Genomic DNA, 23,371 nt, shown 5'->3' with positions numbered 1-23,371 from the left:
ATGAGTGAGCGTCGTTGACCGAAAGAGTCAACCACCCGTTGGCGGACCCGTCGGCGGGAGCGGAAACTTTTCTGCCGCTGGGAAACAAGGGCGGGAACTGCCAGGCCGGAGCACCTGCGATCGCGGGCCGGTTCGGCACCTGGAGCGGCTGGAGAATCGCTACACTTTGGGGCCCTGACGACGCCGGGATGGCCGGCGCACACGTCTTTCCCGTTGCGATCCTTTTCCGGGGCAGCTGATGCCCCTGACCCGAGGCGGCCTCATGACCTACGAGCCCATCGCCGTATCCCCGTACGAGGATTTCGGATATCCGCGACAAGCGGTGAAGGTTGGGGCCGTGCCGTCCCCCGAGGAACCGGCCGCCTACGAACCGCCGATGGTGGTCGACCTGGGTCATGTCCGTGAGGTGACGCTGGGCAGTTCCCCCAGCGGGAGTGCCGATGCCAATGCCCAGTACTACTACTGATATTGCGGACAGCTGTCATGCCCCGACCCGCGGCCTCCGCCGCAGCCACGGACCTGCGCTGCCCGTCTCCTGTCCTTCCCTCTCCCGACGGGCCCACCATCGCGGGACTGCTGTCGCCGGCACCAGCCCCGGCGCCGAGTGGAGCCACCCGCCTGTGGCCGGGTGAACCCCTGCTCTGGTCCTGGGGGCCCTGGCACCCCGGCGAGGTCCGCACCGTACAGTGCGCACGCGTCCGGCTGGCCGCCGTCGGCCAGTGTCTAGCCGACGAAGTGACGATGCGTCATGACCTGCGGCGGGCTGCGCAGGACGGCCGCTGGGAACGGCTGACCCGATGGCCCGGCGCCTACCTGCTCCTCGTGCTCCAGGACGACGGTGCCCTCACCGCGTACGCCGACCCGGCGGGGCAGTTTCCCCTCTACTACGGGCGCCACGGCCAGAACACGGTCCTGTCCACCCGGGCGAGGACCGCGGCGGCCCTGTCCGGAGCAGTCGGCCGACCCGACACGGCGGCGCTCGCCGCACACATTTTCTGCCCCGCGGTTCCCGAACTCACGGAAGGGCGCACGGGGTACGACGGAATCCGCCGGCTCGGTGGCGGCCAAGCCCTGAAAGTCGCTCCCTCCGGCCGCTGCACCCATTGGGCGTACGAGGACCTCGCTCCCGACCCCGGCACGCGGTTCGAGGACAGCGCAGCCCAGTTGCGGTCAGCCCTCACACGCGCCGTCACCCTGCGCACCGACAGCGCCCCACGCGTCACGTCGGACTTCAGCGGCGGCCTGGACTCCACCTCCCTGGCCTTTTTGGCCGCCCGCACAACCGGCCGGCCGCCCCTGGACGCCTTCGTCTACCACCACCCCGACGCACCCGCCGGCGATCTCGCCCACGCCCTGGCCCACGCAGAGCAGGCCCCATCGATCCGGCTCGCCGTGACCCGTGGCAGTGAGGACTCCCTGCCCTACAGCGGCCTGCCCGGGTACGGCTCTGCGGACCAGCCCGACCCGGCGGCAGTCATCGGCGCCCGACAACGGCTGCGACTGGACCACATCGCGCGCGGCGGCCCCGGCATTCACCTGACCGGCGAGGGCGGCGACGCACTACTGGCCGCACCCCCCTCCTACCTCGGTGACATCGCGGCCACAGCCGGACTGCGCCGACTCCTGAGCGACGGGCGCGCGCTGGCCCGCATACGTCAACTCTCGCCCGCAGACGTCATCCTGCGGGCCAGACGCCTTGCACGCACTCCCCTGCACCAGGCGATGGGCGAACTCGCCTCCCGTCTCGACGAACCCCTGGACCACCCGCCGCAGTGGGCGGACGCGGTTGCCTGGTGGCCGGCCCCGGGCCCGGAGACGGCCTGGCTGACCACCAGAGCACGCGGGCACCTGGCCGAACTGGCCGAACTGGCCGAAGCTCGTGCCCGGTCGGCCGGCCCCGCATCCCCTTCAGCGCCCGCGACACCGGGCACCCGGGCAGTCCTGTGCGAACTGCGCATCTCCGCCGCCGTACAGGCTCAGTTCACCTCCACGGCCCGCGCGTTCGGCATCTGGCCGCACGCTCCTTTCCTGGACAGCGAGGTCGTACGGGCCTGCACCCGCCTCCCGTTGCCGCACCGGATCGACCCGTTCACCGCCAAGCCGCTGCTGGCAGCCGCCCTGACCGGCCTGGTCCCCGACCCCGTACTGCGGCGCAGGACCAAGGGCGACTACGCGGCCGAGAACTACCGCGGCGTCCGCCGCTCAGCGGCACAGATCAGGGCACGGCTCCTGCGATCCCCGCTGGCCGAACTCGGAATCATCGAACCCTCGCGGGTGATCGCCTCGGTCGAACGGGCCGTCGCGGGTCTGCCCGCACCCTTCCCAGCGCTCAACCGCCTGCTCGGCTCGGACCTGTGGCTGACGGCCGGCAACAGCGGACAGGAGTGGCCATGACGCGGCTGAGCGTGTCCGAGTACGTCCGCGAGAGCACCTCAGCGCACGGTGGCAGCGTGCTGCTGGACGTGCGGTCCGGCCACTGCTTCGCCATGAACTCCATGGCTCACACCCTCTGGCAGGAATGGCACCGCAGCGGGAACTTCGACTCCGCGGTGCTGGTGCTGGCCGGCCGTTACCCGGACCTGCAGCACGACCGGATCCGCGAGGACGCCCGCCGCCTCGCCGACGACCTGATCAGCCGTGGCCTCCTCACCGCGCACGCCCCGAGCCGGACACCCCCCGCGGCGGGACAACGCACATACCGGTACCCGGCGGCCGACGCTGCGCCCCTCACGGCAGAGCGGGCACCGGCGACCGCGGGCCCGCGTCCGGATGGTCGCGGATCCGCCTGGCACGGGCACGCCCCGTCGCAGGGCGAGGTTCCGCCCGTCACCGAAGTGCCCCTGATCGCAGCCCAGATGACCATGGCCGCCGAACCGGTGCGGAATGCAGGCGACCGCTCCCTTCACGGCGCCGTGACCGCGGTACTCGGCCTGGTCGCACTCCTCGGTGCCCTGCTGCTGATCCGGCTGCCGTTGAGAACCGTCTCCCGTACGGTGAGCTGGACCGCACGCACCTGGTGCCGGCGGGAGGCCACGCCGGAGCAGGCCTCAGCCTCCCTCGCGGCGGTGCGGCGGGCCACCCGGTGGTACCCCGGACGCGCCGCCTGCCTGGAGTTGTCCCTGGCCACGCTCGGGGTCCTGGCCATAACCGGCCGGCGGGTGGAGTGGTGCATCGGCACGGCCGACGACCCCTACCGATTCCACGCGTGGGTGGAGGCGCAGGGAGTCGCCATCGCCTCGCCTGACGAGTACGGCCACACCGAATTCCGCCGTGTTCTCGGCGTGAGCTGATTGGTTGGACAAACCGGCCGCTGGAACGGGGCCCTCCGCAACCTCTTCCCGCTGCCGTGTTCAATTCGCACACGCCTGACGCCTGCCAGGGGCCCCTACCGGATAGTTCCAAGAACGCCGGGAAGAATGCGAGCGGATTCCCTTTCTTCGACCAGACTTTGTGCGCTAGCCTGACAAAGTGAAGGGGCGGTCACCGGTCTCCCGGCAACCGCCCCCGTGGGAGGGACCTGCTCGCCCCTCAGACGCGCGGCAACAGCGCGTCGACCAGTGTCGTGTCACCGTCTCCGTGAGTCATCACACTCAGGAGCACGAGGACCATGACGATGATGACCACTCGCACGTGCTGCCAGTGCACAGAGACCGAACAGCGGGTGGTCATCGTCATCTTCATAGCCATTTGACTTCACCTCACCTTCTCCACGCGTCGACACCGGTTCCCGGTAATTCGGGAATGCGGCAGCGACTCCGCGTGAAGAACAGTGTTCCCGTCAACCTGCCGCAAGACAATGGCCTTTGTCGCGCCCCCATGCGCCTCATGAGCCCCAGTCCGAGGGGATCCACTCCGCGTCCCGCTTCAATTCACCTATTTACAACGAGTGATGGATGACGTCGCGACGTGAACCGAAAATTGAGACCGCTCTCCGCGCCTGACTCCACCTCAGTGAACACCACAGAGGCAGCCCGTCTCGCACTGCCCAACCGTCAGCGGGCCTTCCTTCACCCCAGCCCCCACCGGGGCCCGCCCAGCACCCGATTCGAAGGCAGACGGAGAGTGAACACCCCTCGCCCTCATCGAATAACGCGGCGCATGCCTGGCGCCGACGCCGTTTTCGCGTACGAGCCAGCACCCCACACTCGCTTAAATGTGACGCAAATCACGCCTCAAGAGCGCCTCGGCACACGGGTGAGACCTTCGACAAGCGTGGTGGCGAGTACCCATCCCGAGGCGATGAGGACATAGGCGAACCATTGCTGCCCGCTCGCCGATGCGAACGCCTTCTCCTGCCCGAAGTCGATGATGGGCGGCCACAGGTCGAGCGTGCAGACGGTGGCGTTGATGGCCGGGCCTCGTCCCGGCTCGGAGCGATGGGGCTCGTAGACACTGAAGACGAGCGTGCCGAGGAGCGCAAGTACGACGAACCACCCACCGGCGAGGGCCGGCCGGTATCCGTAGCCTGCGACAACGCCCTGCAACCAGTCCCAGATCTTTGCCGGCCACGGCAGAGCCGAACGGTGGTGACGGTGTTTGGCGCGCAGAACTCTGCGGGCTTCGCTGTCGTGGCCAAGGACGCGGTAGGCCGCTGCGAGTTGCTCGTAGGGCTGAGGCAGGTACCGTCCGGCGAGGTTCTCCCTGAGCCAGGTGAGCCGTGTGTGGGTCGAGCGAGGTGGGAGCGGTTCGAGCCGCTCCTAGGTGAGCGCATCCAGCTTCGCCGCCGGGCTCGTAGGAAAGGCCGGGGGCCGCCGGGCGTCCGAGGTTGCAGCACGTCACCGGACGACCGCCGCCGTATGGGCCCTCTCCGGCACCAAGTCAGCTCTCACCGGCCGGACGGCGCCCCGTTGCGCGGCGCTTCTGCCCCTCGGGCCCGGGCAGGACCGCCAGTGCGGTGTCTGCGATGTCCCGCACCGTCTCCGGGGCGAGGCCCGCCTTGCCGACCGCCTCGATCCCGCGGACCACCGTCAGCAGCAGTGCCGCCAATCGCTCCGGGTCCGCAGCGCTGTCGATGTCGCCGTGACGCTGGGCGGCGCTGATCTCCGTCCGCAGCAGGGTCAGCAGCGCCGTCATGGTCTCGGCCGACCGCCCTGCGACCGTCGGGTCGAGCTGGGACAGTTCCGCCGCACCCTTGGCCAGCAGGCACCCGCGGCGCTCGGTGTCGGAAGCGGTGTTCTCCGCCATCAGGTGCACGTATCCCGCCAGCCGTTCCCAGGCCTCCGCGTCCGGGCCACCTGTCAGCCGCCCTTCGGCCACCTCGACGACTGCGGTGCACCAGTCGCCGAACACACGGTGGAACAGCTTGCCCTTGTCACCGAACGCGCCGTACAGGCTGCCCTTGCCCAGGCCGGTCGCCCGGGCGATGTCGTCCATCCGGGTTCCCGCGTATCCGGTCGCCCAGAACTGCTCCCGGGCCCGTTCCAGGACTTGGCGTTCGTCGAATGCGCGTGGTCTCGGCATCGTTTCAGCCTAACCATTCTTGACTCGATCGTCCATTACCGCCTACGTTATGGACGATCCATTCCACAACCAGAGGGGTCCGACATGCCAGGGGTGCTGCAGGACAAGGTGGCCGTGATCACCGGAGGGACCAGCGGGATCGGGCTGGCCATCGCCCACCGCTTCGTCCTCGAGGGCGCGCGGGTCTTCGTGACCGGCCGGGACACCGACCGCCTCGAAGCGGCAGTCAAGGAGATGGGCCCGGCGGCCACCGGCGTACGAGCTGACGTTTCGGTCCTGGCCGAACTGGACGCGCTATACGAGCGCGTCCGCGAGGAGGCCGGGCGCATCGACGTGCTGGTGGCCAACGCGGGAATCGTCGCGGACGCCGCGCTCGGCGGCCACACCGAGGCAAACGTCGACCTGACGCTCGCCGTCAACGTCAAGGGGCCCCTGTTCACCGTTCAGAAGGCGCTTCCGCTGCTGGCGGAGAACGCCTCCATCCTGGTCATCGGCTCGAGCAACAGCGTGCGGCCCAATGAGCAACTCGAGGTCTACAGCGCCTCGAAGGCGGCGTTGAGCAACCTCGTGCACAACTGGGCCCGGCAGTCGCGGGAGCGCCGATTCCGGGTCAACGTGCTCAGCCCGGGACCCACGCGAACCCCTGGCCTGCTGGGCGCCGCCGGGCCGGACGCCGACCGGTTCGCCGAGGCCACCGTGCCACTGGGGCGGCTGGCCGACGCCGAGGAAATCGCCGAGGCCGCCCTCTTCCTGGCTTCGGACGCCTCGTCGTTCGTCACCGGCGCCGAACTCTTCGCCGACGGCGGCTACACCCGGGCCTGAACGACGGCCGGCGCGCCACATCCGGTTCCCTCGAAGCGATGGGGCGCACTCCCGGCCGCGCGTGTGCGTCGTACGAGCCCCCGCGCGTGTGCGTCGTACAAGCCCCCGCGCGTGTGCGTCGTACAAGCCCCCGCGTCCGCAGCAGCGAGACGGAGGCCGCGGCCTTCTCGGATGACGTGCCCGGCGTGCTGCCCCGACCGCCACAAGAATGCACACTGGATATGCCGCCCTCTGCCATTTGCACCGAGGGCCTCGGCAAGAGGCGTGGACACGCAAGCGCCCTGGATGCGCGTACGCCAGGCCGGTCAGGCCGCGAGTGGCGTGTCCAGTGCCGCAAGCAGCCAGTCGTGCGCGGTGCCCGGGGTCGGTTCCGGGTGGCCGCCCTGCGGCGTGTGCAGAACCGCCACCAGCTCCCAGTAGCCGTCGAGCCGTGGGTCGGCCGACAGTTGCCGGGCCAGTTCGCGGCGGAACGACGGTGTGTCGCGGCAGCGGTGCACGTTCGCATACGTCGCCACGAAGCAGTCGAGTGCGTCGCCCGCTTCGGGGGTCGCGTCCGCGCGCATCCTCAGGGCGGCCAGGTCGTAGGCCTCCGCGAGCCCGGCGTAGAGCAGCGCGGACTCCCGCGCGCCCGCGGCACGGTGCGCGGCAGGCTGGGTGGGGTGTGCCGCCGGGCCGGTCGGGCAAGGGCGCGATACCAGGGCGCACAGCTGGGCGAAGGCGAGCACCTGCGCCGGTGACGGAGCGTCGGGCGGCTGCGGAACAGCGGCGTCGAGGAAGGCGGCCCGCGCCTTCGATGGCATCCGCGGCGGCAGCCAGGCCCGCCAGAAGCCGGCCAGCGGCGCCGTGTTCGGCGGTGTGCCCAGCGCCCCCACGAGCCGCAGCCGTTCCGCGCGCTCTGCCGGGGCGGATTCCTGGACCAGCCGCAGTGCGGACTCCTGCCAGCGCAGCGCGCTCATTCGCGAGCCGAGCGTGCGCAGCTGTCCCGCCACGGCGTCCTCCAGCACTCCCTGCGAACCGGCCTGTTCGTCGACGATGCGGCGCACCTCCGGGACGGGTAGACCCAGGTTGCGCAGGGAGCGGATGAACGCGAGTCGCTCCAGGGCGTCGGGGGCGTAGCGGCGGTGTCCGCCGACACTGCGCCCCCGCTGTGGCAACAGGCCCTTGTCGGAGTAGAAACGGACGGTCTTCACGGTGGTGCCCGCTTGCTCGGCGAGCTCGCCGATGGTCCACAGACCGTCGGTCGTCGACGCGGAGCCGGACGCAGGCACGAAACCGGGGTCGGGGTCGGGATCGGGATCGGGGTTGATCGTCAGCGGCAATTGAACCTCCCTCAGGGGGAGTTCCTAATCTAACGGCCACCGCGGCGGGCGGCTGGACCGGCCGCCGATGACACAGTCCCGAGGAGTGTGGAGAATGACGGAATTCGTGCTGGTTCCTGGGCTGTTCACCGGCCCGCGGGTGTGGCGGGCCACGGCTGAGCTTCTCACCGCCCGGGGAGCGAACACACACATCGTGGACCTTGGCCCGGCAGCCGATCTGGAGACACACATCGCCCGTGTGGTCGAGACCGTCGACGCGATCGGCGCGGCAGCGGGCGAGCGGGACATCGTCCTGGTGGGGCACGACTACGGCATGCACCCGGCCGTGGGCGCGGCCGACCGGCGCGCGAACCGGGTCGCACGGATCGTCTACGTCGACACTGCTCCCGCACAGGACGGTGCACCGGCGCTGACGTCCCTCGCCAACCACGAGGTCCGCGAACGGCTCACCGCAGCCGGTGACAGGACAGGTGAACTGCCGCCGCCCACGCGGAAGGAGTGGCAGCACTGGGGAAGCACGGCGGGCCTGTCCGACGACGACCTCGACCTGCTGACCGCCTCCGCCACGGCCCAGCCGCTCGGCACGCTGGTTCAGCCGCTGCGGCTGACCGGCGGGCCGGATCCCCTTCCGAGCACCGCTGTGCTCTGCACGGAGAGCGGCGCGACCATCGCCGCCGTCCGCATGCTGATGAACTTCGGCGATCCCGTACTCAAGGCCCTGGCCAGGCCCGATGTCACCTTCTTCGAACTGCCCACCGGGCATTGGCCGATGCTGTCGTGCCCCGGGGAACTCGCCGACGTGCTGCTCGCGGCCGCCGCGGGAGAGGGGACCGGCCTCATGACACCGGAGGAGGAACCGGAGCATCCCGGCTATATGCGCCCCTTCCTCTTCGACGTACCGCACATTCCGCGCGAACGCCACGGCACGATCGATCTGTACGTACCCGAGGGCGTGGAGGCGGCGCCGCGGCCCGCGATCGTGTTCGTGCACGGCGGTCCGGTGCCCGCCGGGGTCAGACCCACCCCGCGGGACTGGACGACGTTCGTCTCCTACGGGCGCTACGCCGCGGACCGGGGCGTGATCGGGGTGACGCTCGACCACGCACTGCACGACGTCAGCGCCTATCCGACGGCCGCCGGGGACCTGGCCGCCGCGGTGGCCCAGGTGCGCGCCGACCCCCGCGTCGACGCGGAACGGATAGCGCTCTGGTTCTTCTCCGGCAGCGGGCCGATGACGGCCCCGTGGCTGAGCGAGCCGCCTACGTGGCTGCGCTGCCTGGCCGCCTGCTACCCGATCATGTCGCCGCTCCCGGGCTGGGGCGTGAACGACCCTCGGTTCCGGCCTGCGGAGGTGGTGGCGCGCGGCAGTGATGTGCCGTTCGTTCTTGTCCGGGCGGGCCTGGAAACCTCCGCGATCGCGGCAACAGTGGCCGAGTTCGTCACGGCGGCCGAGGCGGGCGGTGCCCCGCTCGAGGTGCTCGATGTGCCCGACGGACACCACGGCTTCGAAGGCCTCGACCACACCGATGACGCGCGCCGGGCCGTGCGGGAGGCGATGGGGCGGGTGCTGGAACGGCTCGGGCGCGGGTGACTCGGCGCATGTTCGAGATCGACGTGCTGGAGCTCCGGGCCCCCTCCCCCGTTCCGAACTGCCGTAGCTGTAGCTGTAGCTGTAGCTGTAGCTGGACTTGTGCCAGATGGCGTTGCTCAAGTGGACCCGGCCGCGTCGCCCTCGGCGGGCAGCTACTGCCTCGGCTCGACGGTCCACGTCCTGGGGCATGACCGATACGGGCCGTCCTTCCGCACCCCCGTGGCGGGAGGACGGCCCCGCTTTTTCCGGTGGCTGCCCGGTCAGTACAGCTTGTTGACGGCCGTGGTCGTGGTCTTCTTGAAGGCCGCTACGGGCGCGTCCCCGAAGTCGCCCATCTGTCCCCATTTCACGACGGTGACGGTCCTGCCGTCCCGCCCGACCGACAGCAGGGCGATGTCAGTGGCGCCCCAGGACGTCTCGGTGTGCAGGCCGCGGACGCGGGCGCCCTCCTCGACGGGCAGCTTGCCGTAGTCCCGGCCTTCGGCCTCGACTTCCGGCGTGGACTCCTCGATGCGGTCGGCGCAGGTGCGGATCAGGTCGTCGTAGTGCTTCGCCAGGGCGTTGGCCTGGGCGGCTGTGCCCGTCACTACGGTCAACTGCACGGCACCGGTGTTTAGGTCGGTCCGGAACTCCTGGTTCCGGTAGTCGTAGTCGAGCACGCCCTCCGTGCTCACGCAGAGCCCGAGTCCCTCCGGGAACCCTTCGGTGACCGGTCCGGCGGTCCAGGACGACGTCGGGTGCGGCGGCAGCTGGGACGCCGACAGGAACTTGGGCGCGGCGGCCTTCGGCGCGGCGCCGGCGACCGGTGCCGTGAGGACCGTGCCCGCCGCGAGGGCGGCGACGGTGAGTGCGGTGCAAGCGCTCGTTCGGATGCGCATGGACATGGGTGTTCCCCCCGTGGATGAGTGCGTGGCTGTGTGAGTGCGTGGCTGTGTGAGTGCGTGGCCGTGGATGCCGCGGTGAGGCCGGCTGGTCGGTGCGGGCCCGGTCGGTGCGGCACCAAGAGCATCGGCGGTCGCGGCGGCCGGACGCAACAGCCGACGGCCGATCGAGCACGGTGGAACCATCCCAGCCCGTCTGACGTGCAGGTATATGGGGTGCCTGGGATGCCGTCCCGGGCAGGGTGGCTTCGAAGGAGGACGGGGGGCCTGTGTCGGCACAAGACAACGGCGACGGCGTTGACGAAGTGGCGGGGTTCGCGGCGCTGCTGCGGGCGCTGAAGGAGCGTACGGACCGGAGCTACGGCTCGCTGGCCCGCCGCCTGGGCATGAACACCTCGACGCTGCACCGCTATTGCGCGGGCGACGCGGTGCCCCTCGACTTCGCCCCCGTGGAGCGCTTCGCGGCCCTGTGCGGGGCGACCTCGGAGCAACGCCTTGAACTCCACCGCCGTTGGCTTCTGGCAGTAGCGGCCCGTCGCCGGCCTCGTACGGTGGAGGCGGCGGGGCCGGCGGGGCCGGCGGAGAGCGCGCCCGACGCTGCGGCGGCAGAAGAGGTGAACGACGCGGCGGGCGTTTCGGGCCCAGTGGCGGAGGGCGTCACCGAAACGGGCACGGCGTCGAAGGCTGATGGCGGCTCGGTCTCCACACCGGCGGACACGGCGCCGAAGGCCACCGTCAGCCCGGTCGTCGGGACGGACGCTGCCTTCAGACCGCCCGGCCCCCTCTCGCCCCCGCGCCGCCCTTGGTACCGCCGCAGACGTCTCGCGGTCGGGCTGGCCTCCGTCTGTGGCGTGCTGGCGATGCTCGGGGCCTTCTCCGCGCTGCCCGACGACGAGCGGCGGGCGTCCGTCGATGGCCCTGACCGGGTCGCCGGTACGGCCGAGGCCCATCCGCCGGAGGGACGGGGCGCCTCACTCAGCCCGAGCGCCATCCCCACCTCCACCTCCCAGCGGCCTTCCGGCTCCCCCACCCCGAAGAAGAAGCCGCGCACCTCTCGTCCGCCCGGCGCGACATCCGCCCCGCCCCGCAACGAACAGCGCGCCGAATTGCCGCTCGCCTGGTCCGTCAACTCCCAGGCCTGGAAACTGGGTTGCGGTCACGACTATGTCATCGCCAAGCCGCCGAGCCAGGTCCCCCCTCCCCCTGCCCCGCAGGACGCGGCACCCTGGGCGGCGACGCAGAGCGCGGTGCACGGCGGCGAGACGCTCGTGCAGCTGTCGGTGCAGGGGCGCAGCGACACGGCCGTCGTGCTGGAGGCGCTGCGCGTGCGCGTGGTCGGCCGTACGACGCCGGCCGAGGGCAATGCCTACGCCATGGACCACGGCTGCGGCGGCGCGCTCACCCCCCGGTACTTCGCCGTGGACCTGGACAAGGACCGCCCACTCGCTCGCGCGGTCGCCGGGAACGACTCCGGCACGCCGATCCCGGCCGTGCGTATGCCCTATCGTGTCTCGGCAGAAGACCCAGAGGTGCTGCTGGTCACGGCCGGGACCAGTTCGTGCGACTGCCGGTGGTACCTGGAGCTGGACTGGTCCTCCCAGGGCCGCAAGGGCACCGTGCGCATCGACGACGACGGCCGCCCGTTCCGCACCAGTTCCATCAAGGGCCTACCCCGGTACGTGTACGACACCCTCGACCGCAGGTGGGGGCCGTACAGCTGAGACGTCGTCCTACGAGTAGTCCTCGAAGTCTCCGTTCGTTCGTGATCAGTGCGCGGAGTTGCAATGCGGCTTGGGCGCCGGTGAGTTCCCAGCGGGCCCCGAAGATGTCGAGGCGGTCAACGATCAGGCGCCGGTGGCGATCGGCCAGCCAGTGCCGCGGAGGGGCCCGGAGGGCGGCCCCCATCTCAGTGGCTCTGGCCGTGCTTGTGCAGAGCAGCGCCCGCCCGGAACCGGAGACGCCCACAACGGTCCGTCACTTCCTGCGACGCGTCATCCGGACAGCAGCCGTGTTGCGCCAGCCAGCGCAGGTTTTCAGGAGCGAGCCAGAGGGCTGCGCGGCCCTGAGCCGCTTCGTCCCGCGGATTCGTGGGGGCAACGTCGACCATGGGCGCGACCCTACAACTGCCTGGGCGCCACCGTCACCGGCACTGCGGCGTGGACCGAGGAGGTGCGAGGGTGAACGACCGTATGATTCTGGGGCCGTGGGGTTCGGGCATCCGGAGCGTTCCACTCGGGCGTGCCCCTGACCGCGGGCGGCGTGGTCCTCCAGGCGACCGCCACCATCGCGGAGTTCTCGGATGAGGCCTTACGTCAGGTGTCCGAGGCACTGCGCCCGGTGCTGCCGCCGGGGACGCCGAGGCCCGACCCGGCCCACCCTGAACTGCAATTCATCGCTGAGGACGCGGGCGGGACGGGATCATGAGACGGCCAATGCTGCACTCGATGGTCCACCGGATCAGCTTGCCCATGCCCATGCCGATGCCGATGCCGGTGCCCTGTCCGGCCAGCGGCACGTCGTACAACTTCCCCTCGGCGTACTCCGAAGCCGACAAGTCGACCGGCGCTGCCGAAGGCGGCCATGTCACCGCTGGTTGCCGCCAAGAACTCCGCGCCCAGGGTGGGGCCCAGGGGGCCTGCGCTTCGAGGCCAACGGCGAAGCGCAGGCACCCCGCGTGGGTGAGTGGTGCGTACCCGCACCGGCGACGGGCACCGGTGAGTCATCCCCCTGCTCTTGTACCCCGAGCATGACGAAATGAATGGGGCGGCAGGAGTGACAGGAGTGAGCGGGTCGCCGGGGACAGCCCTGATCGGGCCCAACTCCCCCGCCCCTTCTTCCGTCCTGCCGCGCTGCCGCCCTCGCCCCGGACGCTGATCGCCTGCGCAGAACCGCCCTGTTGACTTGTTGTCTGGTGTTGTTCGCACTGGCCCGGCCAGTGTTGTTTGCACTGGCTCGGCCGCGACACGGACTGCTGGATGCCTGTTGCGACAGGTGGTATTGAGGTCAAGCCGGCTACGGAGCCAGAGGAACCGTCGGCTGCGCCCCGGCCGCCCTGAGGATGGCGGCAGTGCCAGGGTGAGGGCCGTTCTCTGCCCACTCCAGGGGCGACCGCCCTGCGCCATGGTCTTCACGGAGGTTGGGATCGGCTCCGTGTCCAAGCAGTTGCTGGACCGCCTCGGTGTGTCCCCAGCAGGCGGCCGCACACAGGGGCGTGCCCTCCGAGCCGGGGCCGCTGCTTTCCGTGTCGGGGGAAGCACCGGCTTCCAACAGGAGCCGGGCTACCTCGGCTTCGCCCTGCACCGCTGCCTGATACAGCGGAGTGCTGCCGTCGTTGTCCCGCCGTTGTGGACTTGCTCCGCTGCGCAACAAGACCTTCGTGCCTATGGCGTCACCGGCCAGGATCGCCTCGAAGAGACGGCGGGAAAGCTTCTTCTGCCGACGCTGCTTCATGGCCGGTGAGGCTAGCGATCGCGGGTGCGCCGGCACCACTCATATCCAACCGTTGAGCACCGCGATCAGCCGTGGCTGCGTAGCGGCCGGCCCGTCTGGCTTACCTCGTGGCCACGGCCCGGTCGCGGTCGCTTCAGGCTTGGTTTCCGGGCCGGAGCCTCAGTTGTTGGCCAGGGTGCGGTCCAGAAGGGGGAGCAGGCGGTCCCAGTGGCGCTTCAGCCCGGAGGCGTTGAAAGCGTCGGTGTCGGACATGGTGAAGCCGTGGACGGTGCCGGGGTAGATCTCGGAGGTGTAGCCGACACCTGCCGCGTCCAGAGCCTGGTTGAGCTCGCCGAGAGCCTCAGGTGTCACGTCACCTTCGGCGTGGCCGAGGTGGACCTGAGCGGTGAGTTCGGAGAAGAGATCGGCCCCATCGACGCCCACGGGGCCGTGGAACGCGGCGACGGCCGCCACCCGGTCGGGGTGGGCCGTGGCGGTGTGCATCGCGTAGAGGCCTCCTATGCAGTAGCCGGTCACCGCAACCGGTCCGGCGCCGACCTCGGGCTGAGTGGTGAGGAACCTGAGATAGGCGTCGGCGTCGCTCAGGACTCGTTCGGAGGTGTGCGCCTCGATCAGGGGCATCAACTGGGCGAAGACCGCGGGCCGGACCTCTGCTCCGATGTACTCCGGAAGCTCGATCAGCGGTGCCGGGCCGTGCCGGTAGTACGAGTTGGGGACGAGAACGTAATAGCCGTGCCCGGCGAGTTCGCGGGCCATCTCCCGCAGCACAGGCCGGATGCCGAAGCCGTCCGCGTACATCAGCACTCCTGGGTGCCGCTCGCCACGGTCGGGGAAGGCAGCGAAGGCGTCGGCCTGGCCGTCTGCGGTGGGAATCCGCAGCGTCTTGGTGGGCATGAATGCTCCTGTCGTGGTTGATGTGCAGAACCTGTGATCAACACGACGGAGGCGGAGCCCGCGCGGCAGCGCAGAAGCCTTGGTCAAACAGCGGGCCCGAGCCGGCCCGTACGGCGCTCAGAAGAGCCCCGGGTCACCGATCCGTGTGTGGCGCAAGGCCGTCCCGGTATTCATAGCCGCACAGCCTAGCCCACCGGCTACGAGCCGACGCCGGCGCTTCAGCCCGCGCGGATGCCTCTGGTGGATGAAACGCGAAATCACCATGCGGCCTTAACAGGATGCTGACAGGGCACTGACGGGAAACTGAAAGATGACTGCCATCGTGCGCCGCATGAGACACCTCAGCCGTAGCATCCTGCTGACCGGCGCCGTGACCACCGGCGTCCTTGGTCTTTCTCTCCCGGCCGCCGCGGCCGCCGCCCCTGTCGCCGGATTTCAGACGGACCAGCCGGCCGACGCCGGGCCCGAGTTGCTGTTCCTCCCGAACATCGACGACGACGCGGGCGTCTGCCGGGACCGGGCCCGCGCCCTCGTCGAGAAGGCCGCGGACCGCGAGGCCGCCAACGACGACGCGTTGCAGGAGAAGCGTGAGCAGTTGGAGCAGGAGCCCGATCAGGGGAAGGCCGAGGCGGAGTGGGCCGAAGCGGTTCGCTCCCACCGTTGGAAACAGAACGCGGCCGACCGCGCCCTTGCCGCGTGCAACGACGCCGCCGACGACGTGGTCAACGGACGCGCCGACGAAGCCGACCTGGCCCAATTGCGCACCCGGGCCTGGCCCGGCGCCCCCGCCTCCGCGGACGGCCGTCTCAGCGTTCCCGCCCGGGACGCCGACCGGATACGGCTTTTCATCCACCGTCCGAAAAGCTCCGCACCCTACGGCTGGGAGGCGGTCGGCCCACGGACCAGGCTCACCGCGGAGGAAGTGCGGCACGGCGTGGAGATCGGCGTCGAGGGCCGCGACGTGGTCCGGGACGCCGCCGTGTGGAGCGGCCGCACCAGTGTCACGCTCACCGTCACCGCGAACGGCGCGAGCGCCTCGGCGGCGCTGAAGCTGCGCCAGGCCCCCGTCCTCACCCAGCTCAACACCGCCCCCGTCCAAGAGGTGCTGCGGGCCCGGACCGACGAGAGCGACACCTACACCCAGGCGTTCGTCGAGGAGCTGGACGCCGCACTGCCGGCCGGCGGGGTGCAGGGCCCCTCCCGCGCCCTCGACACCCAGGGCGACGCCTGGGCCCAGGACATCTTCGAGCCCGCCTACACCGCCGTCCCCGGACCGGACGGCCGTCCGCACGGTATGCGCGTACTGATCACCTCGGTCAACGACGACCGCCGAGTCGCCGCACGCACCGCCTTCACCGAGCTCGCCGGACCCGACGTGGCCGCCGTCCACATCACCCACGTCCCCGACGTGAACGAGAAAAGCGGCTACGACTCGATGGGCAACCTGGAGACGGTCCCGCCGAGCCCCGGCAACCCGCACGGCCGCGTCGTCATCGGCGGCGACGGCTCGGCCCCGAGCGCGACCGGGCCCGCCCCGGAAATGCTCTCCTTCCTGCGCGCCCAGGGCGTGCAGGACCCGATCTCCCTCGACACCTCATGGCTGACCGTCGGTCACGTCGACGAGTTCGTGCAGTTCCTGCCGGTGCCCGGCAGCCGGCTCGGTTGGCGGGCCGTGGTCGCCGACCCGCGTGCCGGCCTCGCCCTCCTGCGCGACGTAGCCAAGAAGGGACATGGCGGCGACCTCCTGCACGGTGGACTGCCCGAGCTGGAATGGCCGTACGACACGCGGCTCGACCAGCGCAGCGTCGACGCCTTCCTGGCCGACACCCAGTTCATCGGGACCAACGAGCGCGCCGCCGAGCGGATCGACACCAACCTCGCCCTGCTGAAGGCGAAGGCGGGTCTCACCGACGCAGAGATCGTCCGCGTCCCCGCCCTGTTCACGGCCCGCTCGATGGACTACGGAATGCTTCGGACCGAGATCGCAGACATGGAAGACGGCCCGGAAAAGGAAGCCAGGCAGAGGGAGCTGGCAGGGATGCGCGACGCGGTGGCCGAGATCCCCGGAACCGTCAACGGCCTCGTGCTCAACGGCGGCCGCTACGTCGCCCCCAAGCCCTACGGCCCGGTCCTGAACGGCAAGGACGTCTTCGCCGAAGCGATCACCAAGGCGTTCCGCGGCACCGGTTACCAGGTGACCTACGTGGACGACCTCATCAGCTCGCACGTCAGCGAGGGCGAGATCCACTGCGCGACCAACACTCTCAGGGACGTCTTCGGCCCCAGCAACCGCTGGTGGCGGCGGCACTGACCCGTCAATTCGGCGCGACAGCCGGTCCGTCGCGTCGTCCGACGGGCCGTCCGAGGCGATTGCGCTCGTGCGGGCCTTCGTCGACGCGGCCTTCGCGATAGTGGGTACGCGGCTGGCGCCGCCGCGTGAGTGCGCCTTGCCCGCGGTAGAAGGCCGGAGCACAGCGGGTCCGCCCCCGCTTCGCGGTCCCTTTGGTCGGCTCCGTATACACGCTGGTCACGCTTCGCCTCGCTTGACTTCGCTTGGCTTCGCTCGTCCAGCGACAGGCCGATGTTCGCAACAACGCCGCGCCGGAGTGGTGCAGTTGTGCGACTGCCTTGAAGACGCGGCTGAGCCTGCTCCGGCTTCCGCCCTCGACTGCGCGCCGCAGCTCCCGCTCATGATCGGTGCGTTCATGTCGACGCACCCCCACCACGAACCACCAGCGGGCGGTCTAGAAGCCGGACCCCAGCACCTGTCGCCCATCACCCCTCGCATCTCATCCGTGTCCTGTTCCCTCCCTCCCCTGTGAGGCACCACCTTGAAGTCGTACGCCCACTCCGCCACCGGTCGGCGCCGCCTGCTCCCCACCTGTGCGTTCGCCGTCTCCGCCCTCGCCCTCACCGTCCCGCAGATCCTTGCCGGCGGCGCCGCGCATGCCACCTCCATGTCGGGCACGGGGGCAGGGCACACGGCCGGGATCACGACACCGCGCCAGCACCCCGTCGCCACGGTCTCCTACGATCTCGGCGACCGTGCCTACCGGCTGCCGGAGACCGGCGAGCCCGTCGAACTCGCCGCGTCCGTGCACTATCCCCGTGACCTCGGCGCCGGGCCGTACCCGCTCGTGGTCGTCCTGCACGGATGGCACGAGACCTGCGCGGACCGGGAGGCGGAGACCGCTCGTGCCGCGGCGCAGCAGGCCCAGGACTGGGACGCCTACGAGGCGGCCGGCCAGAAGCTGTTCGCCTGGCCCTGTGCCCCGGGCACCGCACCGATCGCCAGCGACCGCGGCTACGACTACCTCGGCGAGAACCTCGCCGCACAGGGCTTCGTCGTCGTCTCGGTCAGCGCCAACGGCATCAACGCCTCGTCGGTCTCCGGAGACGAGAACGCCTCCGCGCGGGCCGGCCTGATCAACAGGCACCTCGCCCTGTGGCAGCGGCTGAACAGCACGGGCGGCGGCCCGCTCGCCGGCCGGTTCAGGGACCGGGACACGGGCAAACCGGTAGGCGTCCGCCTCGCCGCTCACGTCGACCTGTCCCGGGTGGGCACCCTCGGGCACTCGCGCGGAGGCGCCGGCGTCACCTGGCAGGCCGCCGACAGCCACCGTTCGCAGTGGCCGGACGGCGTCCGGGTCGGGGCCGTGCTGGCGCTGGCGCCCGCGTACAACGTGATGACCGAGGACATGTCGGCGTACACGCTGACCGGGACGCCGATGGCCGTGGTGCGCGGCACCTGCGACGGGCAGGTCGGCACGGAGGCGTTCGCCTTCGCCGGAGAGGCGACGGCGGGCGACTCCGAGGAGTTCCTCACGTATGCGCCGCCCGGCGCGAACCACAACTACTTCAACACCCGGTGGTCGCCGATGAGCGGCGAGGTCGCCGCCGCCGACGGTGACGCCGTCCAGTTGACAGAGAAGCAGCAGCGCCGGCTGGGGACCGAATACGCCGTCGACTTCTTCCGCCGACACCTCGACGACGGAAAGTGAACCGTCGGAAGAGGTCCTGCCACGACACGATTGGAAGCGGTCGCTGACCTGTACGGCGTCCGGAGTGCCGTCGGTGATGCCCTGACGGTGGATCAGCGAGCCGTCCCGGCACACGATGCGGACGCCCGGCACTTCACGCAGCCATGCGGCGAGCGACTCGGCGTCGCGGCCCTCCCCCGGGGTGATCGGCAGCCGGGTTTCGCCGTCGGCGAGCAGCGTGCCGCACGCATCGGCGTACATCGCGGTCGTCCACGCTCAGCACCCGCGGCGTCACGACTTTCGGCAGGGGCACTCTCATCAGCCGGCACAGCACTCTGGTGCGCGAGAGCGGCGCGGTCAGCAGCCCCAGGAGCCGGGCGGTGCCGCGTCCGGCGCTGTCTCAGGCTCAAAAAACTGGGTCGTCACGTCCACTCACACCGTGGCCGAATTTCAACACTTGACCTTTCAACTTCCGCGCCTCTAGCGTGCCAGCGTCCCCTACGGAATGGAGTGCTCCATGCGCCTGAAGGCCCTTGCCCTGGCAGCCATACCCGCAGCTTTCCTCGGTGTCATGGTCTCCGCGCCGACCGCTTCGGCCTGGTCCTCCGGTAACTGTCCGGAGGGTTCGTTCTGCACCTGGGCCGATTACTGGTACGAGAAGACCGACCAGACGCCGTCGCTGAATACCGGGACCGAGTGGTCGGGCAGTGCCGCAGCGAGCATCTTCTACAACAACACCTCCCGCGACATCACGATGACGTACGTGCGCATCGCGGACGGAGAGGGCGCGCAGGAGTTCACGTCCTGCGCCTCCCCGCACTCGGGCAGTTACTTCACCTCACCGATGTACGTAACGGACGTGTCCTGGCGCGAGGACGACGGCACCCCCTGCTGGTGACCCTCCACAATCAGCCCGCCGGAACGACAGAGGAGAAACTTCCTCTTCCCTTCCCAGTAGCACCTACGTCATTCCCCAACTGCCCTGCCCCGCCTCTGGGTTGCCCGACGACCTTGACGCGGTGACCGCGAACCGCGGCCCGCAGCTGACCGGCGGTGACGGCCGCGGCGTTGTCGGCGGGTTTTAACCGGACCGCGTCCAGGACCTGTCATGTCCTCCCCCGCTCCTAGAACCTCAGCCCACATCCCGCAACCTGTACTGAAGCCCATGCCGGCACACCCCTGAAGAAGCAACGACGCCCCCACGCGGGTCAACCGACTGGTGGACCCCCGGTTCAACCGGTCGCCGCTGTCGGCGCCGCACGCCTGCGACCAGCATGGATGTCATGAAGAATCCAGACCGAACGCCGGTGAACGGGACACAGGATCCGCAGGCCGAGCCGGTCGTCCGGCTCGGCTGCGTCAGCAGGGTCTATGGCGGGGCGAAGAACCGGGTGACGGCCCTCGACGATGTCAGTATCGGCCTGGAGAGGGGGACCTTCACCGCCGTCATGGGCCCCTCCGGATCGGGTAAGTCCACGTTCCTGCACTGTGCGGCGGGTCTTGACCGGCCGACGTCGGGTGCGGTGCACCTGGACGGCGTGGATCTCGCCTCGCTGCGCGAGAAGGCCCTGACCACATTCCGCCGCGAACGCATCGGCTTCGTGTTCCAGGCGTTCAACCTCATGCCGGCGCTGAACGTGGTGGACAACATCACGCTCCCGCTGCGCCTGGCCGGCACCCGCCCCGAGAAGGGCGTCGTCGACGAGGTTCTGGAGCAGGTCGGTCTGTCCGGCAAGCGGCGTAGCCGGCCTGGTGAGCTTTCCGGTGGCCAGCAGCAGCGCGTCGCCCTTGCGCGGGCGCTCGTCACGCGGCCCGCGGTGATTTTCGGTGACGAGCCGACGGGTGCCTTGGACACCCGGACGGCCGCCGAGGTCCTGACGTTGTTGCGGCAGTCGGTGGATGTGGCGGGGCAGACGATCGTGATGGTCACGCACGATCCGGTGGCCGCCGCCTACGCGGACAGGGTCGTCTTTCTCGCGGACGGGAGACTGATCGGCGCGCTCGATCGGCCGAGTGTCGAGCAGGTCACGGAGCAGATGCAGCAACTGGGGACCTGGAGCGAGTCGTTCGCGCTCCGGCAGAGCGGGGACGGGGTACGCCGATGATCAGGCTCGCGCTGAGTACCCTGCGCTTTCACCTGACCGGTTTCATCGCCTCGTTCGTGGCCCTGTTTCTTGGTGCCGTCATCGTCATCGGCGCCGGGGGCCTGTTGGAGACCGGCATACACAATGCGGCGCCGCCGCACCGGCTCGCCGCGGCCCCGATCGTCGTCACCGGTGATCAGCGTTACGCGTACACACAAGCCGAGCTCGCCTTCCCCGAACGCCTGCGCATGGACACCGCGTTGGCGGATCGGATCGCGAAGGTGCCAGGGGTGAAGTCGACTGTCCAGGACTTGTCCTTCCCTGCCGCCCTCGCCAAGGGCGACGAGGGTGATACGGACGACAAGGTCACCGGCCACGGATGGTCCTCCGCCCGGCTCTCCCCGTACAAGCTCACCGACGGCACCGTCCCCGCCGCGGACGACCAGATCGTGCTCGGCACGGCGATCGCGGGGCGTACGGGGGTGAGGACCGGCGAGCGGATACGGCTCCTGGTCCAAGGCGCCGAGCGGAGCTATCAGGTCTCGGGCCTGGCCGGCGGCCCTGGCGACGATGGCGACGTGTTCCTGGCGGATGCCGAGGCCGCGCGGGCCGCAGGCCGTGTCGGTGAGACCGACAGCATCGGCGTCTTCCCAGCCGCCGGCGCTAACACGCAGGACATCGCGGCCGCCGTCCGCAAGGTCGTCGACGGCTCCCCGGTCACCGTGCTGACCGGGGACGATCGCGGCCGCGCCGAGGATCCCGGCGTGGTGGCCGACGGCGGCGATCTGATCCCGCTGGCCGCCGCGTTCGGCGGGCTGTCGGCGATGGTCACCGTGTTCGTGGTGGCCGGCACGCTGGGCCTGTCGATCCAGCAGCGCCGGCGCGAAATGGCGCTGCTGCGCACGATCGGTACGACACCGGGCCAGCTGCGCCGCCTCGTCCTCGGCGAGACCCTGGTGCTGGCGGTCGTCGCCACCGGCCTCGCGATCGTCCCCGGGCCCTGGTTCGGGCGCTGGCTGCTGAGCGCGTTCGCGGACGCGGGTGTCGTGCCCGACGCGATCGCCTTCCGGGCCGGTTTCGTGCCGGTGATCGCCGGGGTGGCCACGGCGCTGCTCACCGCGATCGGTTCGGCGTACATCGCGGCGCAGGCCGCGGCCCGCACCCGGCCGGTGGAGGCACTGACCGAAGCGACGTTGCAGCGCCGCTGGTTCAGCGGATTCCGGTTGATCGCCGGCTTGTCGTGCCTGGCCGGGGGCGCGGCCCTGGCCTGGGGCACCGCCGGCTCGGCCGGTCCGGACGCGGCCGGTGTCGCCACCCCGGCGGCGATGGTGTGGGCCGCCGGGTTCGGTCTTCTCGGCCCCGTCGTCGTCCGCGGCCTGATCGCCGTGGTGCGCCGGCCTGTCGGGAAGATGTCCGGGCTCGCGGGTGAACTCGCCGCTCACAACGCGCGGGCACGCACGGCCCGTCTCGCCTCCGCCGTGATGCCGGTGATGCTGGCGAGCGGTCTGGCGGTCGGGCTGCTCTACATGCAGACGACCCAGTCCGACGGCGTCCAGCGGGCGTTCGAGGAGAATCTGCGCGCCGACGCCGTGGTGACCTCGGCCTCCGGCGGCCTCCCCCTCGGCCTCGTCGACACGATCCGCGCACAGCCGGGAGTCGCCGCGGCCTCCGCGCAGATCCCGACGACCGGATACATCGAACCGGACGAGCCGATGCGGCCGAGCGCGGGTGAGGACACCGGCCCGCAGCCCAACGAGGTGTCCCTGCAGGGCGTCACACCACAGGGCCTGGAGCGTACGACGGCGTTCCGCGCGGCGAGCGGTGGCCTGGCCGCCCTGACCGGCGACAGGGTCAACACGCAGATCCTGGCGACGACCGAGCGGCGCAGGGAGTTCATGCTGCAACGGCTCATCGGCGCCACCCGGCGCCAGATCCTGCAGATGACGTCCGTCGAGGCGGTGCTGGTGGCGCTGGCAGGCATCGTGCTCGGTCTCCTGGTCGCCGCCGCGACCCTGATACCGCTGAGCCTGAGCGTCCTTGGCAGGCCTGTGCCCGGCGGGTCCCCGTGGATCCTGGTCGTGGTGGCCGCCGGGGCGGGAGCCCTGACCCTGGTGGCGACACTGCTCACTACGGCGGCTGTGCTGCGCACACGACCCGGTGCCCTGGCGGGTCTGCAGGAGTAGCCGACGGCGGCGGGGCACGGGCGAGCAGCCCGTGCCCACCTCGGTCGGCAGCGCGGTCGAGGCCTGGGTCGCGGGCGTGGGCGGCCGTGTGGTGGGAGAAGCAGGGCAGCACGTCCCGGACACGTCAGGCACCGTAGGTCCAGGTCTTCAGAAGACCGCGGCCGTAGTCGGGTTCCGCTGCGATCCGGTGTCTGTCCTGTGACCAGGCGGGTGCGGTCGCAGAGGCTCGCGAAATCACCGCCCCAAATCGTCGGCGCTGCTCAGCGTGGCACCGTCGGGCGGGTGGGTGTAGACACCGATGATCCGTGTCCTTTCGTGACGAAGACCGGGTCCTCGGATCGGGTCCAGGACCGGGTGCGGCGCCGACGAGGCCAAGCGTCGGTGGCCGGGCTCACGCCGTCGTCGCAACAGCGACGGCCCAACCGATGTAGGCGAATCGGTTACGCGATCGAGCAGCCCGACGGCGTCGACGTCAGCGAGATCGTCGTCCGGCCCACCGTGCAAGTCTGATCACGCCGCGAGAGCCGCCCGCGAGATGACGGTTCCTGGGGGCGGCTGGATCGTAGTCCGGGTCGCTCTCGCGCGGAACCTTGGGCAGGCGCGGCGTCTGATCGCCGGGAAGGTCGAGGACGGCTGTCGTGCAGGTATGGGCGGTGCCGACACAGGTGCTTGATCCGGCGGCGATGTGAGCGGGGGTGTCGTACTTG

The 23,371-nt window shown here is 70.5% G+C and carries 19 protein-coding genes; 11 read left to right on the top strand and 8 right to left on the bottom strand.

The genetic code is table 11. The annotated features are described in order from the left end of the window. The first annotated feature begins 262 nt into the window (after positions 1-262). From ABD366_RS33190 to ABD366_RS33180, 3 genes are read left to right on the top strand one after another with little or no spacing between them, the layout of a single operon-like run. Entirely contained in the window at positions 263-466 is a 204-nt protein-coding gene (locus tag ABD366_RS33190; RefSeq protein WP_324775103.1) for a lasso RiPP family leader peptide-containing protein, read from the top strand. Between the two features lie 17 nt (positions 467-483). Then, the gene (locus tag ABD366_RS33185) at positions 484-2,394 is read left to right on the top strand and encodes an albusnodin/ikarugamycin family macrolactam cyclase (protein ID WP_324775105.1); all 1,911 of its coding nucleotides are present in this window, start codon (positions 484-486) and stop codon (positions 2,392-2,394) included. Further along, complete coding sequence (locus ABD366_RS33180; protein ID WP_324775107.1) at positions 2,391-3,290, top strand: lasso peptide biosynthesis B2 protein; 900 nt, start codon at positions 2,391-2,393, stop codon at positions 3,288-3,290. The genes ABD366_RS33185 and ABD366_RS33180 overlap by 4 nt, the downstream gene beginning before the upstream one ends. 238 nt (positions 3,291-3,528) lie before the next feature. Here the strand turns inward: ABD366_RS33180 and ABD366_RS33175 are convergent, their stop codons facing one another. From ABD366_RS33175 to ABD366_RS33165, 3 genes are all read right to left on the bottom strand, one after another. Next, complete coding sequence (locus tag ABD366_RS33175; RefSeq protein ID WP_324775109.1) at positions 3,529-3,687, bottom strand: hypothetical protein; 159 nt, start codon at positions 3,685-3,687, stop codon at positions 3,529-3,531. Positions 3,688-4,172: 485 nt separating this feature from the next. Next, on the bottom strand, positions 4,173-4,484 hold the full coding sequence (locus ABD366_RS33170; RefSeq protein ID WP_324775111.1) for a hypothetical protein: 312 nt from the start codon (positions 4,482-4,484) through the stop codon (positions 4,173-4,175). Between the two features lie 334 nt (positions 4,485-4,818). Then, complete coding sequence (locus ABD366_RS33165) at positions 4,819-5,460, bottom strand: TetR/AcrR family transcriptional regulator (RefSeq protein ID WP_324775114.1); 642 nt, start codon at positions 5,458-5,460, stop codon at positions 4,819-4,821. Between the two features lie 84 nt (positions 5,461-5,544). On the opposite strand from ABD366_RS33165, the gene ABD366_RS33160 reads away from it, so the two are divergent. Next, on the top strand, positions 5,545-6,282 hold the full coding sequence (locus ABD366_RS33160; RefSeq protein WP_324775116.1) for an SDR family NAD(P)-dependent oxidoreductase: 738 nt from the start codon (positions 5,545-5,547) through the stop codon (positions 6,280-6,282). A gap of 305 nt (positions 6,283-6,587) precedes the next feature. On the opposite strand, the gene ABD366_RS33155 is transcribed toward ABD366_RS33160, so the two are convergent. Next, a complete protein-coding gene (locus ABD366_RS33155; RefSeq protein ID WP_324775147.1) occupies positions 6,588-7,550 on the bottom strand; it encodes a helix-turn-helix domain-containing protein in 963 nt (320 codons plus the stop codon). 145 nt (positions 7,551-7,695) lie between these two features. Between ABD366_RS33155 and ABD366_RS33150 the strand changes: the two genes are divergently transcribed. Then, positions 7,696-9,192 (top strand): alpha/beta fold hydrolase, encoded by a 1,497-nt coding sequence (locus ABD366_RS33150; RefSeq protein ID WP_324775118.1) that lies wholly within the window; start codon positions 7,696-7,698, stop codon positions 9,190-9,192. A 260-nt stretch (positions 9,193-9,452) separates the two neighbouring features. Here ABD366_RS33150 and ABD366_RS33145 read toward each other — a convergent pair whose 3' ends face one another. Further along, positions 9,453-10,076: a hypothetical protein gene (locus ABD366_RS33145; protein WP_324775120.1), complete on the bottom strand. Its 624-nt coding sequence runs from the start codon at positions 10,074-10,076 to the stop codon at positions 9,453-9,455. 266 nt (positions 10,077-10,342) lie between these two features. On the opposite strand from ABD366_RS33145, the gene ABD366_RS33140 reads away from it, so the two are divergent. Next, the gene (locus ABD366_RS33140) at positions 10,343-11,794 is read left to right on the top strand and encodes a transcriptional regulator (RefSeq protein WP_324775122.1); all 1,452 of its coding nucleotides are present in this window, start codon (positions 10,343-10,345) and stop codon (positions 11,792-11,794) included. A 668-nt stretch (positions 11,795-12,462) separates the two neighbouring features. Here the strand turns inward: ABD366_RS33140 and ABD366_RS33135 are convergent. The 3 genes from ABD366_RS33135 to ABD366_RS33125 form a co-directional block, all read right to left on the bottom strand. Continuing rightward, positions 12,463-12,627 carry a hypothetical protein gene (locus ABD366_RS33135; protein WP_324775124.1) on the bottom strand — a complete coding sequence of 55 codons (165 nt, stop codon included), beginning with the start codon at positions 12,625-12,627 and terminating at the stop codon, positions 12,463-12,465. Positions 12,628-13,085: 458 nt separating this feature from the next. Beyond that, entirely contained in the window at positions 13,086-13,523 is a 438-nt protein-coding gene (locus ABD366_RS33130) for an ankyrin repeat domain-containing protein (RefSeq protein WP_324775126.1), read from the bottom strand. Positions 13,524-13,682: 159 nt separating this feature from the next. Next, on the bottom strand, positions 13,683-14,417 hold the full coding sequence (locus ABD366_RS33125; RefSeq protein ID WP_324775128.1) for a dienelactone hydrolase family protein: 735 nt from the start codon (positions 14,415-14,417) through the stop codon (positions 13,683-13,685). A gap of 331 nt (positions 14,418-14,748) precedes the next feature. Here ABD366_RS33125 and ABD366_RS33120 point away from each other — a divergent pair, with 331 nt between their 5' ends. From ABD366_RS33120 to ABD366_RS33100, 5 genes are all read left to right on the top strand, one after another. Beyond that, the gene (locus tag ABD366_RS33120) at positions 14,749-16,728 is read left to right on the top strand and encodes a protein-arginine deiminase family protein (RefSeq protein WP_324775130.1); all 1,980 of its coding nucleotides are present in this window, start codon (positions 14,749-14,751) and stop codon (positions 16,726-16,728) included. Positions 16,729-17,248: 520 nt separating this feature from the next. Then, complete coding sequence (locus tag ABD366_RS33115) at positions 17,249-18,418, top strand: alpha/beta hydrolase (RefSeq protein ID WP_324775132.1); 1,170 nt, start codon at positions 17,249-17,251, stop codon at positions 18,416-18,418. Positions 18,419-18,914: 496 nt separating this feature from the next. Further along, positions 18,915-19,295 carry a hypothetical protein gene (locus tag ABD366_RS33110; RefSeq protein WP_324775135.1) on the top strand — a complete coding sequence of 127 codons (381 nt, stop codon included), beginning with the start codon at positions 18,915-18,917 and terminating at the stop codon, positions 19,293-19,295. A 385-nt stretch (positions 19,296-19,680) separates the two neighbouring features. Next, positions 19,681-20,502 carry an ABC transporter ATP-binding protein gene (locus ABD366_RS33105; protein ID WP_324775137.1) on the top strand — a complete coding sequence of 274 codons (822 nt, stop codon included), beginning with the start codon at positions 19,681-19,683 and terminating at the stop codon, positions 20,500-20,502. After that, entirely contained in the window at positions 20,499-22,664 is a 2,166-nt protein-coding gene (locus ABD366_RS33100) for an FtsX-like permease family protein (protein ID WP_324775139.1), read from the top strand. The genes ABD366_RS33105 and ABD366_RS33100 overlap by 4 nt, the downstream gene beginning before the upstream one ends. Positions 22,665-23,371 lie beyond the last annotated feature (707 nt).

The sequence above is a fragment of the Streptomyces kunmingensis genome, from assembly GCF_039533535.1.
Lineage (GTDB): Bacteria > Actinomycetota > Actinomycetes > Streptomycetales > Streptomycetaceae > Streptomyces > Streptomyces kunmingensis.
This window is presented reverse-complemented; position numbering and strand designations above follow the sequence as displayed.

Coding starts and splice junctions, on each gene's coding strand:
- ABD366_RS33190 (WP_324775103.1), top strand. CDS start 263: ATGACCTACGAGCCCATCGCCGTATCCCCGTACGAGGATTTCGGATAT.
- ABD366_RS33185 (WP_324775105.1), top strand. CDS start 484: ATGCCCCGACCCGCGGCCTCCGCCGCAGCCACGGACCTGCGCTGCCCG.
- ABD366_RS33180 (WP_324775107.1), top strand. CDS start 2,391: ATGACGCGGCTGAGCGTGTCCGAGTACGTCCGCGAGAGCACCTCAGCG.
- ABD366_RS33175 (WP_324775109.1), bottom strand. CDS start 3,687: ATGGCTATGAAGATGACGATGACCACCCGCTGTTCGGTCTCTGTGCAC.
- ABD366_RS33165 (WP_324775114.1), bottom strand. CDS start 5,460: ATGCCGAGACCACGCGCATTCGACGAACGCCAAGTCCTGGAACGGGCC.
- ABD366_RS33160 (WP_324775116.1), top strand. CDS start 5,545: ATGCCAGGGGTGCTGCAGGACAAGGTGGCCGTGATCACCGGAGGGACC.
- ABD366_RS33150 (WP_324775118.1), top strand. CDS start 7,696: ATGACGGAATTCGTGCTGGTTCCTGGGCTGTTCACCGGCCCGCGGGTG.
- ABD366_RS33145 (WP_324775120.1), bottom strand. CDS start 10,076: ATGTCCATGCGCATCCGAACGAGCGCTTGCACCGCACTCACCGTCGCC.
- ABD366_RS33130 (WP_324775126.1), bottom strand. CDS start 13,523: ATGAAGCAGCGTCGGCAGAAGAAGCTTTCCCGCCGTCTCTTCGAGGCG.
- ABD366_RS33125 (WP_324775128.1), bottom strand. CDS start 14,417: ATGCCCACCAAGACGCTGCGGATTCCCACCGCAGACGGCCAGGCCGAC.
- ABD366_RS33120 (WP_324775130.1), top strand. CDS start 14,749: ATGAGACACCTCAGCCGTAGCATCCTGCTGACCGGCGCCGTGACCACC.
- ABD366_RS33110 (WP_324775135.1), top strand. CDS start 18,915: ATGCGCCTGAAGGCCCTTGCCCTGGCAGCCATACCCGCAGCTTTCCTC.
- ABD366_RS33105 (WP_324775137.1), top strand. CDS start 19,681: ATGAAGAATCCAGACCGAACGCCGGTGAACGGGACACAGGATCCGCAG.
- ABD366_RS33100 (WP_324775139.1), top strand. CDS start 20,499: ATGATCAGGCTCGCGCTGAGTACCCTGCGCTTTCACCTGACCGGTTTC.